The sequence below is a fragment of the Arthrobacter sp. YC-RL1 genome (genome assembly GCF_001454985.1).
GTDB lineage: Bacteria > Actinomycetota > Actinomycetes > Actinomycetales > Micrococcaceae > Glutamicibacter > Glutamicibacter soli.
On sequence record NZ_CP013297.1, the window covers coordinates 877,180 to 894,928 of the forward strand.

The 17,749-nt window shown below is 64.5% G+C and carries 12 protein-coding genes; 2 read left to right on the forward strand and 10 right to left on the reverse strand.

What is annotated here, in order from left to right; genetic code table 11:
* Positions 1–31: 31 nt before the first annotated feature.
* The 5 genes from ATC04_RS04100 to ATC04_RS04120 all read right to left on the reverse strand — a co-directional run bounded on the left by ATC04_RS04100 (position 32) and on the right by ATC04_RS04120 (position 7,334).
* Positions 32–1,264 (reverse strand): serine hydrolase, encoded by a 1,233-nt coding sequence (locus ATC04_RS04100; RefSeq protein ID WP_082123974.1) that lies wholly within the window; start codon positions 1,262–1,264, stop codon positions 32–34.
* Entirely contained in the window at positions 1,254–2,876 is a 1,623-nt protein-coding gene (locus ATC04_RS04105; RefSeq protein ID WP_047120014.1) for a biotin carboxylase, read from the reverse strand. The genes ATC04_RS04100 and ATC04_RS04105 overlap by 11 nt, the downstream gene beginning before the upstream one ends.
* A 263-nt stretch (positions 2,877–3,139) precedes the next feature.
* Complete coding sequence (locus ATC04_RS04110) at positions 3,140–4,540, reverse strand: NAD-dependent epimerase/dehydratase family protein (protein ID WP_052772480.1); 1,401 nt, start codon at positions 4,538–4,540, stop codon at positions 3,140–3,142.
* A 190-nt stretch (positions 4,541–4,730) separates the two neighbouring features.
* Positions 4,731–6,236 (reverse strand): sodium/proline symporter PutP, encoded by a 1,506-nt coding sequence (putP, locus tag ATC04_RS04115; protein ID WP_047120013.1) that lies wholly within the window; start codon positions 6,234–6,236, stop codon positions 4,731–4,733.
* A 141-nt stretch (positions 6,237–6,377) separates the two neighbouring features.
* Complete coding sequence (locus ATC04_RS04120; RefSeq protein ID WP_047120012.1) at positions 6,378–7,334, reverse strand: LysR substrate-binding domain-containing protein; 957 nt, start codon at positions 7,332–7,334, stop codon at positions 6,378–6,380.
* Between the two features lie 298 nt (positions 7,335–7,632).
* Between ATC04_RS04120 and ATC04_RS04125 the strand changes: the two genes are divergently transcribed.
* Entirely contained in the window at positions 7,633–11,091 is a 3,459-nt protein-coding gene (locus tag ATC04_RS04125) for a proline dehydrogenase family protein (RefSeq protein WP_052772589.1), read from the forward strand.
* Positions 11,092–11,364: 273 nt separating this feature from the next.
* Here ATC04_RS04125 and ATC04_RS04130 read toward each other — a convergent pair whose 3' ends face one another.
* Together ATC04_RS04130 and ATC04_RS04135 are read right to left on the reverse strand one after the other, a co-directional pair.
* The gene (locus tag ATC04_RS04130) at positions 11,365–11,868 is read right to left on the reverse strand and encodes a hypothetical protein (RefSeq protein WP_047120011.1); all 504 of its coding nucleotides are present in this window, start codon (positions 11,866–11,868) and stop codon (positions 11,365–11,367) included.
* Positions 11,869–12,802: 934 nt separating this feature from the next.
* Positions 12,803–13,237 carry an Hsp20/alpha crystallin family protein gene (locus ATC04_RS04135; RefSeq protein ID WP_047120010.1) on the reverse strand — a complete coding sequence of 145 codons (435 nt, stop codon included), beginning with the start codon at positions 13,235–13,237 and terminating at the stop codon, positions 12,803–12,805.
* Between the two features lie 127 nt (positions 13,238–13,364).
* On the opposite strand from ATC04_RS04135, the gene ATC04_RS04140 reads away from it, so the two are divergent.
* Positions 13,365–13,688, forward strand: coding sequence for a MerR family transcriptional regulator (locus ATC04_RS04140; RefSeq protein ID WP_047120009.1), 324 nt, complete (start codon positions 13,365–13,367; stop codon positions 13,686–13,688).
* A gap of 1,298 nt (positions 13,689–14,986) precedes the next feature.
* On the opposite strand, the gene ATC04_RS04150 is transcribed toward ATC04_RS04140, so the two are convergent.
* The 3 genes from ATC04_RS04150 to ATC04_RS04160 all read right to left on the reverse strand — a co-directional run bounded on the left by ATC04_RS04150 (position 14,987) and on the right by ATC04_RS04160 (position 17,712).
* On the reverse strand, positions 14,987–15,571 hold the full coding sequence (locus tag ATC04_RS04150; RefSeq protein ID WP_047120007.1) for a hypothetical protein: 585 nt from the start codon (positions 15,569–15,571) through the stop codon (positions 14,987–14,989).
* A gap of 90 nt (positions 15,572–15,661) precedes the next feature.
* Entirely contained in the window at positions 15,662–16,834 is a 1,173-nt protein-coding gene (locus ATC04_RS04155) for an ABC transporter permease (protein ID WP_047120006.1), read from the reverse strand.
* The gene (locus ATC04_RS04160; protein ID WP_047120895.1) at positions 16,831–17,712 is read right to left on the reverse strand and encodes an ATP-binding cassette domain-containing protein; all 882 of its coding nucleotides are present in this window, start codon (positions 17,710–17,712) and stop codon (positions 16,831–16,833) included. Before ATC04_RS04160 ends, ATC04_RS04155 begins: the two co-directional genes overlap by 4 nt.
* Positions 17,713–17,749: the final 37 nt, after the last annotated feature.

Genomic DNA, 17,749 nt, shown 5'->3' on the forward strand with positions numbered 1-17,749 from the left:
CGGCCGGGGCGTTGCTTTGCGGCCTACGGGTTCAGGCCGGGCATCCCAAGTGCCGTGCCACGGCCTCGAACGCCCGCAGGGTGGGGAAGAGCTTGGAAGCATCCTGCGGCAAGGGCCAGCTGGAGAGCTTGACCGCCACCAGCTTCACCGCGGGATCCATGTAGATCATCTGCCCGTGGATGCCCAGCGCCACCGCCGCATTCGTGGCGGGATTGGGGAACCAGATCTGGTTGCGGTACCGGCCACCGGGCATCAGGTTCTCTCCCGGCGACTGGGCGAACGCCTGGAACAGCTCATCGCTTTGCCGGAAGGTATCCTCAATCCACGCCGGAGAAAGCACCGCTTTCCCGGTCAGTGCGCGGCCGCCGTTGACGTAGAGGTGCCCGAAGCGGGCCAGATCCCGCAGCGTGGTGTTGAAGCCGCCGTCGAACATTCCGGTCCCGAATTGGTCCACACCCATCAGCAGATCCTGCTGGGCGCCGAGCTTCGACCACACGTATTCGGAGAGCAGCTGCTGCATCGGAGCTCCGCCAGCAGCCTCGCAGACCCAGCCCAGCACGTCGGTTTCACAGGACCGGTACTCAAACGGTCCGCCATGGGGTCCCTTGGCCTTGAGCGTCAGCAGGAAGTCGTACATCCCGACCGGGCCGATTGATCCGCGCTCCGGCGCCCAGCCGATGGCCTCTTCCAGCAGACGCACCTCGGCGTTGGGATCCAGATACTCCTCCGAAAACTGGATGCCCGAGCGCATATCGAGGATGTCGCGCACGCTGGCCCCGGCATAACCACTGCGCGCCAGCGACGGAACGTAGCTGCACACCTGCCGGGACACATCCAGCAGCCCGGCATCGGCGAGTGCGCCGGCCAAGGTGCCCACCAGCGTCTTGCTCACCGACATCAGCAGATGGTCGCTCTGCGCGGTCATCGTGTTGTAGTACTTCTCCCATAGGATCCGTCCGTTGTGGATGACGAGCACCGCGTCGGTATTCGTCGCGTGGATGACTCCTCGCACCGTCAGGGCTGGATCGGTGAAGCTGGATTTGGCGACCTCGAGCTTGCCGAGCTTCTCCTCGGCCAGCGGCAGCTTGACGATCGGCCCGTCGCCGCGGGAGACCCGTACGGTCGGGTGGATGCGTGCGATGTTCTGGAACGAGCGCTTGACGTTCTGCGGGGCCTGCCAGTTGGCGATGGACAGGGCGCCTGCGGGTTCAGGCCGGGCGGGAAGGACGCCATCGCCGGGAGGGCCCGCCGAATCAGTGTCCATTGTCATTGGGAGGAACGTCGATGCCCTTGTACTGGGAGCGGATGGAGGAAATGAAATGCTTGGCATCGATGGTGAGTTTGGTTTTCTTTTTGCCTTCGTACTGAAGCTTGGCCTTGGTGACCAGGACCCCAAGATCGGCTCCCTTCCAACGGTAGTCGTGCTCGCCGTAGATGCGCAGGAAAAACGCTTCCTTGTGGTTCTGAAGCTGGTGCCAGTCCAGGGCCGAGCGGGAGAATTGCAGTTTGCCGCGGGAATCGAGGTAGTAGTTGCCCGTGCGCGGCGCGTGTGTCAGGTACTGGAGGATGTCGTCGGTTTCCTTGATGATCATGTGGCTCCATACGTCAGCCCCGGACATCTCCTGCCAGCGTTCGTTGATCTCGTCCACGTCCAGCTTGAAGTCCACGTCGAGGTACTCCAGCAGGTGGAAGAGGAACAGCGGAACGTCCGCGTAGGCGCCGGCGGTGACGTTGGTGATTGCGCTGGCCCCTGAGATGCGCGGATTCAATTCGCCCAGGTACACCTCATCGGTGTCGGTGTCCACCAGCACGTCGACTTCGAAGAAGCCGCGGTACCCGGTATTCTGCAGCCCGCTGCCGACGTTTCGCACCAGCTCAATGGCCCGCGCTCGCTGCGAGTCCGTGAGGATATCTGGGTGCATTTCATTGCCGCACCACCCTCCCTTGTAGGGAGTGAGCTCCTTGTAACCGGCCAGTTCGGTGAGGATCGGTCCCACCACGGTGCCGCAGCGGGTCAGGACCGCCTCGACGGCCACCGGCTGGTTGTTGATGCGCTTCATGACCTTGAGGTCTTCGCCGAGAATGTACTTCGAATACTGGTTCCAGTTCTCTTCGTTGGCGATGAAGAATGTTGTCTTGCCCGAATCGCCGTAGGGGGTTTGCACCACCAGGTCATTTCCGAGCTTGCCCGTGCGCGCCAAGGCCATCAGCTCGTGGTAGCTGGAAGCGGTGCCCAGCACATTGGGCACCGAGGGAGCTCCGGCGGCGTTGCCCAGCTTGGTAGTGACGATTTTTGAATCAAGTTCGGTGCGCAGCGCAGCCGGGGGAAGGATCAGGTCGTAGCCTAGCTCTTCGCAGATGGATTCGGTCTCTTCGTTGAAAAACACCATGGCGACCTTGGGCTTCGGCCCGCCGACGGTGCGCTGGGAGTCGATGAATTCGCGGACCTCCGAGTTCTCCAGCAGCCAGTTGTTGATCTCCTCGGCGCTGTCGAATTCGACATAGGGTTTCTCACTGGGGGTGAAGACGCGCGGATGTTGTCCGTCCCACCCGTCGTAATAGGTGATGTAGCTGAACTTTCGAACCCAGCGGTCCAGCCCCAGCAGGTTCACCGGGGTCGCGCCAATGAAATAGATCGGCGTCTGATTGGTCCGGAAGAAATGGCGCACCTCGCTCATGTTCTTCAGCTGCCGTCCGAAAGGCAGCACCCGCGGGGCCGCTTCGGGATGGGGCTCGTCGTTGTAGGCGGCGTCGGTAGCGACATTGGCGTTCAAGCCTTCGGTGGCCTGGACCTGATGGCGCAGCTTGGACAGCTCGCTGGGCTTCGGGATTCGTGGACGTGTGATGTGGGATGAAGCTTCGAGAATATTGGCCATGTCGGTAGTCGGTCCTTCTCAAACGGTCAAGAGGCAGGTCACTGCGCGCACGGGGTGTGACAGTTTCATGCTCAGCGCTTGCGGTGAGCGCCGGAACACCGGGCGGTGAACGGCCGATGAACATTGGCCGGTGTCGCCCGCTGCCGCCCGGTGACATGGCGCGAAGCTGCGGGCAGCGCTTCGGCCTGAGCTTTTGTGACCCAAAATGACATGGCGAAGGCCGGAGGATCTACGAAAGATCCACCGACCTATCCCGGATCCGGCTAGCGACCAACGGTCGCCGCGAAATCCAGCTCCTTGAATTCGAAACCTGCGTCGCGAAGGACAGTGCTGGTCGCCTTGCGTCCTGTCAGGATGACCCGGGCATTGGTGCCCATGACCGCCGCGCCCACCGTGGGAATTAGGCTCCCGGTCGGCACACCGGGCATCCCGGCCAGCGAGCGCAGGGCTGTCATCACTTCCTCGTTGCGCAGCGGATTCGGGGCCGTGGCGTGCACGATTCCGTCGGGGATTTCAGGTGCTTCAAGGCGCAGCAGGCAACGGATGACGTGCAGCCAATCTTCCATGCCGATCCAGCTGAACCACTGCTTGCCGTGGCCCAGCTTTCCGCCCAGCCCGGTGTTCGCCAGCAGATTCAGCGGGCCGAGCAACGGGGCGTCCGGATGCATGACCAGGGAGGTGCGCAGGATGTAGCGGTGCTTCGCATTGACCTGAGCCTGGGTGAACGCTTTCTCCCACGCGGCGGCAACACCGGTCATCTCGGGCAGCGCCTGCTCGCCGGTGGGGATGGGGCTGGACTCGGTGAGTTCCGTTTCGCCGGCATCGGAGAAGATCGCGGTGGTGCTGGACTGGATCCAGGTGGCCAGCTTCGAGCCCTTGGCGGTGGCCTCGGCCAGCGTACGGGTGGTGCGCACCCTCGAATCTGTCAGTTCGGCGATATTCTGGGCGGTGTTGCGCTTGTCCACGCGCTCGCCGGCCAGGTTGACCAGGTGCACCGGTCGGTCGCTGGCGAAGGCACCGGTCCACGGGCCCTGGTGCTGCCCATCCCAGATGTACTGTTCGGCGGGGAAATCAGCCTCGCGGGTGCGCGAAAGCACCGCCACCGAGGCACCTCGGCAGACCAGGTCCGCGGCGAGGTTGCGGCCCAGGAACCCGCGCCCGCCGGCAATGACCACATGGGCGTTGAGCTTGATGTGCGCGGTGTGGGCGATCAGCCGGTAGAGCCGGGCTGCGGACACGGCGAAGTCCTCGCACAGGTCCTTGCCCACGGTGAACTTGAAGGCGGTGGTGCCCGGTCCGTGCAGCTCGACGGTGAAGTGCAGCATGCAGCCGCCTTCGTGCTCGTCGACGCGCCAGCGCAGCACCATGGAACCGCCGGGCTGAGGCTGGGTGAACTCGACCATGCGTGCGGCCTGGTTGCGGCGGGTGATGGAGCCGGACGGCGCGGTGGCCCGGTGCAACGGGCCGAAGACCTTGCCCGGAGGCAGCAGGTCCACCTTGGTGCCGACTCCGCGCTGGTCGTCATGCACCGTGAAGCCCAGCTGCTTCATCCAGTGCCCGGTCTGCGAGAGGTTTCCGACGATCGAATACACGGCGTCGGCGCCCGCCGCCAGGAACTGCGACTCAGTGCGCTGCCAGTGCGTGAACTTCTTGGTGCTGCTCATCGAGATTCCCCCTGCGTCGTGGAGCTTGCGGCTTATCCCAAGGCTACTTGGTGGAAGGCTGTTCGGTGGGCAGGAACCGGACGTGTGCTCGGACTGTTACGCGATCTGCTGTTCGAGGAAAACAAAGGCTCCCGCCGTCCCCTGGGTCCGGGGATGGCGGGAGCCATATGCAGGTTGGCGCGGGCGGCGCTTAGGCGGTGACCTTGACGCCGAGCTCGTTCTCCATTTCGGTGAATTCTTCCTGCACCTGCTCGTTGTGGCGGTAGGTGCCCAGGGACACCAGCCAGGCAACCAGCAGGTTGATGGCGAAGCCAGGAACGATTTCATACATTGCATTCGAAAGATCTGGGATGTTGCCCCAGACGAAGACGACCACGGCGCCGGAGACCATGCCGGCGAAGGCGCCTATGGCGGTCAGCTTGCGCCAGTACAGGCTCAGCAGCACAATCGGGCCGAAGGCGCCGCCGAAGCCAGCCCAGGCAAACGATACGAGCTTGAGGATCGATGAATTCGGGTCCAACGCCAGCAGCACGGCGATGACCGCGATAACCAGCACGCCGGCGCGGCCCAGATTCACCAGGGCCTTCGGGGAGGCCTTGCGGCCGGCGATGTTGTACAGGTCCTCCACCAGCGCGGAGGAGCAGACGATCAGCTGCGAGGACATGGTGGACATGATCGCCGCCAGCACCGCCGCCAGCACCAGGCCGGCGATCAGCGGGTGGAAGAAGACCTGGCTGAGCAGCAGGAAGACGGTCTCGCTGCTGGACTTGTCCAGCGGGGCGTCGGCGAAGTAGGCGATGCCGATCAGTGCGGTGCACACCGCGCCCAGGGTGGTCAGGAACATCCAGCCGATGCCGATGCGGCGTGCGCTCTTGGCCTCGGCCGGGGTGCGCAGCGCCATGAAGCGCACCAGGATGTGCGGCTGGCCGAAGTAGCCGAAGCCCCAGGCTGCGGTGGAGAAGATCGCGACGATGGCCAGGAAGGTGCCGTTGCCGTCGAAGGAGGAGAACAGGTTGAAGGCCACCGGGTTGGCGTCGGTGATGCGCTGGCCCAGGGTATTGATGTCTCCGACCTGCAGGACTGCCACGATCGGCACCGCGACCAGGGCCGCGAACATCAGTAGGCCCTGGACCATGTCGGTCAGCGAGGCGCCCAGGAAGCCGCCGAACAGCGTGTACAGCAGGGTGATGCCGGCGACGAACAGCAGGCCGGTCATGTACGGCCAGTTGAAGGTGGAGTCGAAGAACTTGCCGGCGGCCACCATGCCCGAGGAGACATAGAAGGTGAAGAAGCCCAGAATGATGATCGAGGAGGCAATGCGCAGCATGTGCGTGCCGTCCTTCAGGCGCTTCTCGAAGTAGCTCGGGATGGTGATCGCGTTCTGCGCGATGGCGGTGTAGGAGCGCAGGCGCGGGGCCACGAACTTCCAGTTCAGCCAGGCGCCGATGAGCAGGCCGATGGCGATCCAGGCTTCGTGCATGCCGCCCAGGTAGATGGCACCGGGCAGGCCCATGAGCAGCCAGCCGGACATGTCCGAGGCGCCAGCCGACAGCGCGGCCACCCAGGGCTTCAGGCCGCGGTCGGCCAGCATGTAGTCATCGATGTTGTTGGTGCGGCGATACGCGATATAGCCGATGCCAAGCATGGCGGCCATGTAGATCGCGATCGCGATCATCTGAAAAGTCTGGTCGGACATGTTTCCTCATAACCTGTTCTGCCCGCCGCGATGATGTACCGGGGCGGGACGCGGGTCTTGTGGTGCGAGTCACCACTATGGCACCAATTGGAGGGTTTGTCGCGTTCCGCCCGGAGCGTTGTTACCGAAATGTGACCCAACTCATCGAAGGAGCCGTTTGGTCGGCGGCGGGTCGGCCGAACCCTGCTCGTCGATCATTCCAGGCTGCCGGTGCAGCAGCGAGCGCACCGCCTGCATGGCCGGGGACTGGGTCGAGGAATGCCGCATGGCGGTGAAGATGGTGCGCATCGGCGCGCCCGGCAGCTCGACCGCGCGCAGCGTCCCGGAATCGGTGCGCAGCACCAGTGCGGGCAGCAGCGCCACCGCGTTGCCGGACGCCACCAGCTGCAGATGGGCCTGTAGGTCCGCGGTTTCGTAGCGCACGTCCGGCTCGAAGCCGGCCAGCCGGCAGGACTGCTCGGCCCAGTGGCGGCTGGCCGCACCCTCCGGCTCCATCACCCAGGGCAGGTGCGCGGCGTGCTCCAAGGTGGCGACCCGGTCGAATTCGGCATTGCCCGCCGCACCCCGGGCCGGCAGCGCCAACCGGATGGCGTCGTGCGTCAGCACTCGTCGGTCGAGGTTTTCATAGTGCGGTGCGGCGTGCCCGGGGTACTGCTCGGCGACCACCAGGTCGAAGTTGCGGCTGCTGGTTTCGTGCAGCGCCTCGGCCGGCTCCTGCTGGCTCATCTCCACCCGCAGGCGCGGGTAGGTGGTGCGCAGCTCGCGCAGTACCGGCGGCATCAGGGCCAGCATGGCGGTTTGGAACACGGCCAGGCGCACGGTACCGGTGACCGTGGACAAGGTGGCGGCCAGCGCCGCTTCGGCCCGCTCCATGGAGCCAAGCAGTTCCTCGGTGTGGGCCACCAGGACCTGGGCCTGCGGGGTCAGCTGCAGCGTGCGTCCGGTGCGGCGCAGCAGCTCCACGCCCGCTTCCGCCTCCAGCTGGGTGAGCTGCTGCGAAACCGAGGAAGGGGAGTAGCTGAGCACGTCGGCGACCTCCGCGATGGTGCCGCGGATGCTCAATTCCCGAAGCAGCCGCAATCGGCGCAGTTCAAGCATGGTTTACCCCCGCGTTTTCCGGTGAATTTCAGACCCTGTGGAAACATTAGCAAACCCGAATGAAATCCTTCGGTTTTGTTCACTTTTGCTTAACCCGCAAAAGGGTCATACTCAATCTTGCACACAGCTTCGCGTGGCGCGTGGTTCCTGACCGGAGCAGGCGGCCAGCACAGCCCAAAAACGACCTGAGCGTTCGGTGCCGAACCCCCATGTACGAACCGCATCGAAGGGACCACAAGTGTCTTCCACCAACACCCAGCACCTCGTGCCGCCGGCCGTCGACGCCGCCGGCAACACCATGACCACCCCGGCCGAACTGGCCGACGACGCCATCAAGCTGGTCCGCCGCTGGCTCACCGAAGCCGCGCAGTTCCCGACCGACGCCTCCGCCGCCCGCCTGGCCGGAGTGCTCAAGGACCCCAACGGCCTGGACTTCACCGTCGGCTTCGTCGACGGCGTGATCCGTCCCGAGGACCTGAACGTCGCCGCCGCCAACCTCAAGGCCCTGGCCCCGAAGGTGCCGGCCTTCCTGCCGTGGTACATGCGCAAGGCAGTTGGCCTGGGCGGCGTCATGGCGCCGATCGTGCCGCAGATCGTGGTTCCGGCGGCCCGCAAGGTGCTGCGCGAGATGGTCGGCCACCTGATCATCGACGCCTCCGACGCCAAGCTGGGCGGCGCGATCTCCAAGATCAAGCGCGAAGGCGTCAACCTGAACGTCAACCTGCTGGGCGAGGCCATCCTGGGCGAGGGCGAAGCAGCCCGCCGCCTGGAGGGCACCACCAAGCTGCTGGCCCGCGACGACGTGGACTACGTGTCCATCAAGGTCTCCGCCACCGTGGCCCCGCACAACCACTGGGCCTTCGACGAGGCGGTGGAGCACATCATCGAGAAGCTCAAGCCGCTCTACGAGCTGGCCAACCGCGGCTCCAAGAAGAAGTTCATCAACCTGGACATGGAAGAGTACAAGGACCTGGAGCTGACCATCGCGGTCTTCACCAGGATCCTGTCCATGGACGAGTTCAAGAACCTGGAAGCCGGCATCGTGCTGCAGGCCTACCTGCCGGATGCCCTGGGCGCCATGATCCAGCTGCAGGACTTCGCTTCGGCCCGCGTGGCCGATGGCGGCGCACCGATCAAGGTGCGTGTGGTCAAGGGCGCGAACCTGCCGATGGAAACCATGGAAGCCGACATCCACGGCTGGCCGCTGGCCACCTGGCACACCAAGCAGGACTCCGACACCAGCTACAAGATGGTCATCGACTACGCGCTGCGCCCGGAGCACGTGAAGAACGTGCGCATCGGCGTGGCCGGCCACAACCTGTTCGACGTGGCCCTGGCCTGGCTGCTGGCCAAGTCCCGCGGCGTCACCAAGGGCATCGAGTTCGAGATGCTGCTGGGCATGGCCACCGGCCAAGCCGAGGCGGTGCGCCGCGAGGTCGGCGAGTTGCTGCTCTACACCCCGGTGGTGCACCCGGAAGAATTCGACGTGGCGATCGCCTACCTGATCCGCCGCCTCGAAGAGGGCGCCAGCCAGGAGAACTTCATGTCCGCGGTCTTCGAGCTGGAGAAGAACGAGGCGCTGTTCCAGCGCGAGAAGGACCGCTTCCTGGCTTCCCTGGAGGCCATGAGCGAGCAGGTCCCGGCTCCGCACCGCGTGCAGAACCGCCAGGTCCAGGACGAGGCGCTGGCCGGGAAGGTCCAAGGCCTGATCGAGGGCACCACCGGGTTCTTCAACACCCCGGACACCGATCCGGACCTGGCCCAGAACCGCGCCTGGGGCCGCGAGATCCTGGCCAAGATGCAGGACTCGTCGCTGGGCAAGGACCTGGTCTCCTCGCACACCATCCACTCCTCCTCGGAACTGGATGAGGCCATCGCCATGGGCGTGGACGCCGCCGCCGGCTGGCAGGCACTGGGCTCGGCCAAGCGCGCCGAGATCCTGCACCGCGCCGGCCAGCTCTTCGAAGAGCGCCGCGCCACCATGCTCGAGGTGCTCGGCTCCGAGTGCGGGAAGACCATCGACCAGGGCGACGTGGAAGTCTCCGAGGCGATCGACTTCGCCCACTACTACGCCCAGCGCGGCCGCGACCTGGACACCGTCGACGGTGCGACCTTTGTGCCGTCCAAGCTGACCGTGGTCACCCCGCCGTGGAACTTCCCGATGGCGATCCCTGCCGGCTCCACCCTGTCGGCCCTGGCCGCGGGTTCCGCCGTCATCATCAAGCCTGCCAGCCAGGCCGCGCGCATCGGCGCCGTCATGGTCAAGGCCCTGTGGGACGCCGGCGTGCCGAAGGACGTGCTGCAGCTGGTCTTCGTCAGTGAGCGCGAGCTGGGCACCCAGCTGGTCTCCGACGCCCGCGTCGACCGCCTGATCCTGACCGGCGGCTACGAGACCGCCGAGCTGTTCCGCTCCTTCCGCAAGGACCTGCCGCTGCTTGCGGAGACCTCGGGCAAGAACGCCATCATCGTCACCCCGCATGCGGACCTCGACCTGGCGGCCAAGGATGTGGTGCAGTCGGCCTTCGGCCACGCAGGCCAGAAGTGCTCGGCCTCCTCGCTGGTCGTGCTGGTCGGCTCGGTGGCCACCTCGCGCCGCTTCAACAGCCAGCTGATCGACGCGGTCAAGTCGCTGAAGGTCGGCTACCCGTGGAACCCCGAGTCGCAGATGGGCCCGCTGATCGGCGAGCCGGGCGAGAAGCTCAAGCGCGGCCTGACCACCCTGGGCGCCGGAGAGCGCTGGGAACTGAAGCCCGAGCAGCTCGACGACTCGGGCAAGCTGTACTCCCCGGGCGTGCGCTACGGCGTGAAGCGCGGCAGCGAGTACCACCTGACCGAGTACTTCGGCCCGATCCTCGGCGTGATGACTGCCGAGACCCTGGAAGAAGCAGTGGCCATGGTCAATGAGATCGACTACGGCCTGACCTCGGGCCTGCACTCGCTGGACCAGGACGAACTGGCCTACTGGCTGGAGAACATCCAGGCCGGCAACATCTACGTGAACCGCGGCATCACTGGCGCCATCGTGCAGCGCCAGCCGTTCGGCGGCTGGAAGAAGTCGGCCATCGGTGCCGGCACCAAGGCTGGCGGCCCGAACTACCTGGTCGGCATGGGTTCGTGGACCGATGCGCCGGTCACCGAGACCGCCGCGCTGTCCACCTTCGATGAGCGCCTGCTGAACACCGCGGGTCTGGACGAGGCCGACACCCAGTGGCTGTCCGCAGCCCTGGGCAGCGACAAGCTGTGGTGGAACACCGAGTTCAACCAGGCCAAGGACCGTTCAGGTCTGCAGGCCGAGCGCAACGTGTTCCGCTACCGCCCGGTGGACGTGACCGTGCGCTACGAGAACGAGACCAGCGGCCACGGCATTGCCGAGGCGCTGCGCGTGCTGGCCGCCGGCGTGACCGCGGGATCGCGCGTGGTGTTCTCCGCTGACGTCGAGCTGCCGCGCGGCGTGCGCAACCTGCTGGCCGAGCACTCGGTCACCGTGGTGCGCGAAGACGCAGCGGGCTTCGCGGCCCGCGCCGCCAAGCTGGCAGCCAAGACCGGTCCGCAGTCCTCGGCCCGCATCCGCCTGATCGGCGGGTCGCTCTCCGAGGTTGCAGAGGCCACCAACGGCAAGCCTGACGTGGCGATCTACGCCTCGAACGTCACCGGCGCCGGTCGTGTGGAGCTGCTCCCGTTCCTGCACGAGCAGGCAGTGTCCATCACCGCCCACCGCTTCGGCACTCCGAACCACCTGAGCGACTCGTTGATCTAGGCGCCGTCAGCACCAGGTCGAAGACAGGCCGCGGTGAGTTCCCCGACAAGGGGAGCTCGCCGCGGCCTGCGGGTTTAATCGAGGTCCACTGACCAGTGGGCATGAACGCGCGATGCGCTGCCAAGGCCACGGCGATGCCTGGCCGAGCATTGCTGGTTTGGCCGGCAAGCATGGGGCCTCGGAGCAGGGCACGTCGTGTTGTCCCATATCCTCGATGCCGATCTTCCCGTGCCGCCTCTGGGAGGCCACGCGGAAGGAGCGGAACGCTCGAAGCTAGGTACCAGAAGTGCCCAGGGGGATATGTTCGAGTGGGCGCGTGTGCTTCCGGGAGGAATGGATCATCTGTTCGCGGCTGCACGTTAGGCGGTCACTGCGGGCAAACAGCGGAATTTCTCGAACGCGGACATCATGGTTCCATCCCTTGGGCCGGAAGCGCACTGCGGGGCTCTGCATCGCTTTCTGACACATTTCCCGGAAGGTGTACGCTTCATTGCGCTTGAGTTCAACGCCGTCTTCGGGATGCTCGGTGGATTCCGGCCCGGAAACTTGCCACAGGGTGAGCTCGTCCGAATACGGGTCATAACATCCGATAAGGACCGCCGAGTTGTAGGTGGATACCAGCCCCATCGCGGTGTCCAGCGTTTCGTAGGGTGCAGTGATGACTATGGGCATCGCAGGCTGCCAACCATAGCGGCGAAGGTGCTCCTGCGCATGGGGTGACGTCAACAGATTCCTAAGTTCATCGGCCGTGTGGGTCCGCAATTCTTGGTGAAACATCGCATGTGCTCCTGTCGTTCATGTCCGCAGCAAGTCCTTGCAATCTCAGGTATTCGCCAAGTGCGAGAGCTAATCTGTGTTCTATGTCGGTAGCTGAGTCACCACGAATCATAGGCCCTGCGTATTCTTGTCGCGGCGATTCCGCCTGATTCACAGCTTCCAACCATTTAGCGGGCGGCGGGCGGGGTCGGGACATCCGCTCGCCGGCAGCAAATCGATTGCTTCTCCGGTACCGCTCAAGGTGGGCTGGAGCCGCCAGCGGGGCACTGTGCCGGCCTAGGACGATGACTGCATGCCGCTGGGGATCGGCACTGCAATGCGCCCTGGTCGCGGTCGGCACCCGGAGCCGTCCTCCCGTACGATCAGTTCGTTCAACTCGGATCGGTCTTTGGGGTTGATCCAGTGTCCCCGGTGTGGATGCGTCCTTCTTGGTCATAGGCCAAGGAAGCCGGACGAGGCCGCTTCGCTTCTCGCGGTCCTGGGTCGGTTCAGGCATCCGCGCGCCGCTGAACGAATTCTGGCCAACGGGTCGTTCTTGGTGCGAACCGTTGCTGCTCGTTCCGAAGGGGTGCGCCCGGTCTTCGGTTCGGACGCACCCCTGTCGACCACTCTGTTCAGGTTCTTCGGCCAGGCTCACCGGCTACCGGTGGTGAACGCGAATAAACCCTTGCAGGTCCGATGGCGCGTACTGACCTTTCACTCACTCGGGTATCGTTCTCTGCTTCCGGACACCGCTGACTGGGCCGCGGAACACCGTCGAGCGCGGTTCGTCGGCGCGCTCGCGGCGGCTGGTCCTGACGTGGTGCCGTGGATAGCTCGAGCTCGTATATGGCCAGAAGCAACTCGTCATCAATGACCAACGGGTGGAACACCGGATCAATGAAGGCAGACATGACACATCATCTCCGCGCATGCCCCTCAGGGGCATCCTTGACTAGCTGGTTAATTCCTTGGGGTCTTTCCCGCCGCGGTTGACCGCAACCTGGATACGGCGGGGCTTGGCACTTTCGGCCACAGCAATATCCAGCCTCAGCACGCCATCGACATAGGAGGCTTGGATGCTCTCGGTATCCAAATGATCCCCCAGCACCAGTTCGCGGGTGAAGTGGCCCCACAGTCTTTCCGAACCGGTCACGTACTGACGGCCTTCCGGCTTGGTGCGCTCGGCGCGGATGGTCAAGATGTTCTTTTCCACGGCCATGTCGATCTGCTCGGCATCGATGCCTGGTAGATCGAATTCAGCATGGAATCCGTCTTCGTCCCGCCATGCCTCCATTGGCATCGGGTGGACGGGCTCAGAGCTGAGTTGGGTGTTGAAAGCTCGCTGTACCAAGCGGTCGAAATCGCGAAGTACCTCGGTCTGCATCATCTGAACTCATTCCTTTCTGGTGTGACACTCTATGATGGTGCAATTCACTTTCCGTTAGATCTATACCTAACGATGTAGATTTTATAGCATGGGAATCAGAGATTACGCAAGCTACGCAAGGTAAAAAATGTCAAAAAATTCTGCACACCCAGAAGGTGCCTCTCGAACGCATTCCATTGCCACCGCTGCGCAGAGCGTGGGGGTGAGCGTGCAAACTGTCAGGCTTTATGAAGTGCGAGGCTTGATCACCCCAGCACGGACCAGCGGGGGCACGCGCAGGTACCATGCGGAGGATTTGGCCCGGCTGAAGCAGATATCTGAGCTGATCGAGCGGGGCGTGAATCTGGCCGGCATCGGCATCATCTTGGAGCTGGAAGCTGAAAATATCGGCCTACGGGAGCAGCTTGCCGAACAGTCTGCCGAGGGGACGAATGAGCGCATCAGGGAATGAGCCTTGATCCGCCATCCGCCAAGGCCCGGAGGCCAGGGATGCGTTTCTCCTGCGTGGGAGAATGTGCAGTCGGGGGTTTGCTGCCGTGGCCGTGCATCAACGAGAGAGCCATCGCCAAGAACGCTGGGACGTCGAGCTTGAGCGGCGATCGAGATGACCGGGCCATGCGCGTCCTGTGTCCCGATGGTCTTCCGGACTCTGCGCGCAGATTCACCAGCAGCTCGAAAAAGGGCAGGGCGGACCGTTGGCCAAGATCTGCCGGTGCTGTGCTCCGCCAGGCAACGTGACTGCCATGCCTGCTTGCCGGCATTGGAGAGGAAGCAGCAGAGACAGAGCAAGCGGACGAAGCCTCTTAAAAGGAGGAACATCCCATTGGGCAATGGGATGGTTCCTCGCAAAAGTTACCGCAGCGCGGGATCCGTTGCCCACGGTACTGCCCTTCCGGATCTGCATACGCAAATGCGTGGAAAATTACTCGACGAAAGCACGCATCCGCAAAGGGCACCTCACGAGCGTTTTGACGCTATCTGGGAGTATCCACTCGAAGGACATGGGCAAGAGTTCCGCACTCTTAGTAATCTGCCGGTGGATCCGAGGCCGGGAACGATTCCTTCTCCCACTCGCGGGCCAGGGCCTCCTCTTCCTCTTTGGTCTCCTTGCTAAGTACTTCATTTTTCTTCGGGACTAGCGTCCACTCGATCTCGGTTCATCTTGTTCCCTGCCTTCTTGGGAATCCCTGAATCACCTCGTTGACGATTCGTCCGCAAATAATTGCGCGGCAGCCTCTGCGAATCGCGGGTCCGCCTGCGGCACGAGCCAGCCCTCTGGCATGCCCTGGCCTTGGCGGCTGACGGCTCTTCGACCCGTAGGCTCCGTGCAGCGCGTTCCCCTAGATCCCGGTGGCGGGATGGGGCAGCCGGTTCCACGCGCCAGCAAGCACATCTCAAGCAGACGAAGGCGGCGTGCAGGCATCAACCAGCGGGGAAGGAAGTGAAACTACAGTGCCCTCCGTCTCGCCCTAGCTTGGGAGGCAACTGCGTTCGGCTGCGAACCCCCGGCAGGTAGTTCTCGTTCCCGCATGCCAGCTGCGCAATAACGCGCCGGTCGTTGAACCCTTGAAGTCGTGGAAAAGCCCGGATTCCGGGGCCTGGCAAATGGCAGGGCGGGTAAAGATTCTCGCAGCGCTGGCGGTGCCGTCCGCAGCCTGCTTGGCCAGTTCCATAAGGGCCTGTCTTGCGCCCTCGCCGCCTGCCGGGATTCCCCGGGATCCGTTGCCAGCGATCCGGCATGTTCGGCAATCAGCGCGGGAGCACCCGCGCCGAATAGCGTGCCACAGCGAAATCGGCCAGAGCCGCCAGTGCGGCAGGCACGATGTAGCGGGCGACGGTGACCACGGCGAAGAGGGTGAAGGTTCCGTCCACGGATCGGGAGACAGCCTGCACCGCGAAGCCCATGCCCAGGGTGGAAGCCAGTCCGACCAGCCAGCCAGCCAGCCGGCGCTGGCGCAGGATGAACCAACCGGTCATGCTCAGCACCGGCAGCAGCAGGCCCCAGACGGTGAAGTAGCCGGCGTACGCGCCGGTGAGGTCCAGTGCCGAGACCAGGAACCAGTCCGCGTATTGCACCGAACCTAGCACCGGAAACTTGAGCAGCACGTCGAGGACCAAAGACAGCAGCACCAGCCCGATGCCGAAGATCTTCGTGTCCCGCGGCAGCGGCAGCAGCCAGAAGCTTGCGAGCACGAGAACCCGGAGGGCCCACAGGACGATGACCGACAGCACGCCGGTATCGAAGACGTAGTGCGCGGTGGCCAGGATGGTTGAGCCGATGATTCCGCTCAGGGCCACCAGCCAAACGACGATCAGCCGGGCGGACAAATTCACAAGGGGTTTCTCTTCTCGCACCCGAATGATTTTAGCGACCCCGCCTGTGCACCGGCTGATCCGCGACGTGCGGTTTTCCGGCAGCTGGCGCTAGAGCTCGAGCTTCATGGCCCTGCGAAGGGTCAGTGCCCCGCCGGTGTGCATGACCGCGCGGCGGTAGATGCGTTCGGAGAAGAGCAGCACGGCCCAGCACGCGGCCAGCAGCACGGCCAGCGACAGCAGCGGTTCCCACAGGGCCACGTCCCCGGACAGCATGCGGATGGGCATCGCCACCGAAGAGGCGATCGGGATATACGAGGCGAGGACCAGGAAGCCGCCCTTGGCGTAGATGCCAATGAACATCACCGCCACCAGCGCGCCGATGATCGGGCCGCTGGACTGCTGCAGGTCCTCGGTGCGGGTGGCCAGTGCGCCCAGCGCTGCCCAGATGCCCGCGAGCAGCATGAACCCGCCGAGGAAGAAGACAACGAACCATCCAGCCACGGTGGAGACCACGCCGAGGAACGGGATCTCGCCCGGCGCCAGGTAGGCCGCCAGCAGGCCGACACCGAGGAACAGGAGCAGCTGGACCATGGCCAGGATGACGTTGCCGATGATCTTGCCGGCCAGCAGCTGGCGCAGCCTGACGGTGCTGGCAAGGATCTCGACCACGCGGTTCTGCTTCTCCTCGATCACCGAGTTGGCGATCGGCATGCCGAAGATCAGCGCCGCCATGTAGAAGAGGAAGGAGAAGATGAAGGCCATCGCGCGGATCATCGAGCTGCGTTCGGAATCTCCCTGCAACTGCTCGGTTTCCAGGTCATCCGCCGTCGGCAGCGCGGAGGCGTCCAGCCCTTGGGCGGACAATAGCCGGTCGGTGAGCACCGTGCGCATCGCGGTGGAGACCAGCTGTTCCAGATCGGCGTCGAGCTCGTCGAAGCCGGTGAGCGTCATGCTGCGCTGGTCGGCGGAGGAGGCCAGCATCGCGTCGATGTCCTGCGACTGAACCTGGTCACGGGCCTGTCCGGGGTCGAGCTGGGAGATGGCAAGGCTCATGTTCTCCGGGCGCTGGTCCTGGGCCTCGGTGAGAACCTGGTAGCTGAGCGGGTCGGTGGCGGCCACGGAGTAGTCCGCGGACTTGCTGCCCAGGAATCCGGTGAGCGCGACGGCGCCGATGATCAGCGCCAGGGTGCCGAGGGTGGAGATGACGAAGGCCTTGTCCTTGAGCTTCGTCTCGACTTCGCGCAGAGCCACGATCAGCCAGGGGGCGGAGGTGGTGTTCATTTGATGATCTCCCGGTAGATGTCGGCCAGGGCGGGGCGGTGGATCGCGAACTCGGTGACGGTGCCCAGCGACAGGGCCTCGCGCAGCACGCGCTGGGAGTCGGTCTCGGTCTGGAAGTTCACCAGTGCCCGGGAGCCGGAGATGTCGATCACCTCGACCCCGGGCTCGTCGCGCAGCCATCCGGCGTCCGCGCCGAGCGAGAGCTTGTGGCGGGTGGCCTGCGATGCTCGCAGGTCCTCGGCGGAGGCGTTGGCCAGGATGCGGCCGTCCTGGATGATGACCAGGTGGTCGACCAGCACGTCGAGCAGGTCCAGCTGGTGGGAGGAGAACAGCACCGGGACGCCGCGGGAAGCGTAGTCGCGCAGGATGGAGCTCATGGAGTCCACCGCAATGGGGTCCAAGCCGCTGAAGGGTTCGTCGAGGATCAACACCTCCGGCTCATGCAGCAGCGCCGCGGCGACCTGGACGCGCTGCTGGTTGCCCAGCGAGAGGGATTCGAGCTTGGACTTGGCGCGGTCGTCCAGGCCGAAGCGGGCCAGCAGCTCCATGGCGCGGCGGCGGGCCTCGGACCGGGAGAGCGAATGCAGCTGGCCGAGGTACACCAGCTGGTCGATGATCGGCTGCTTGGGATACAGTCCGCGCTCCTCGGGCATGTAGCCGAAGTGGGGGCGGGTATCGCCCTCCAGCGGCTTCCCGTCCAGGCTCACGGTGCCCGAACTGGCCTTCAGCAGCCCCATGATGATGCGCATCGTGGTGGTCTTGCCGGCCCCGTTGGCGCCGACGAAGCCGGTCAGCGCGCCGCGCGGCACGGTGAAATTGACGTCGTCCAACACAAGCCGCTCCGCGAAGGAACGCGACACGTTGTGTACCTCTAGCATGGTCATCCTTTAGCTGCTGTGCCTTGTCTACCTCCTA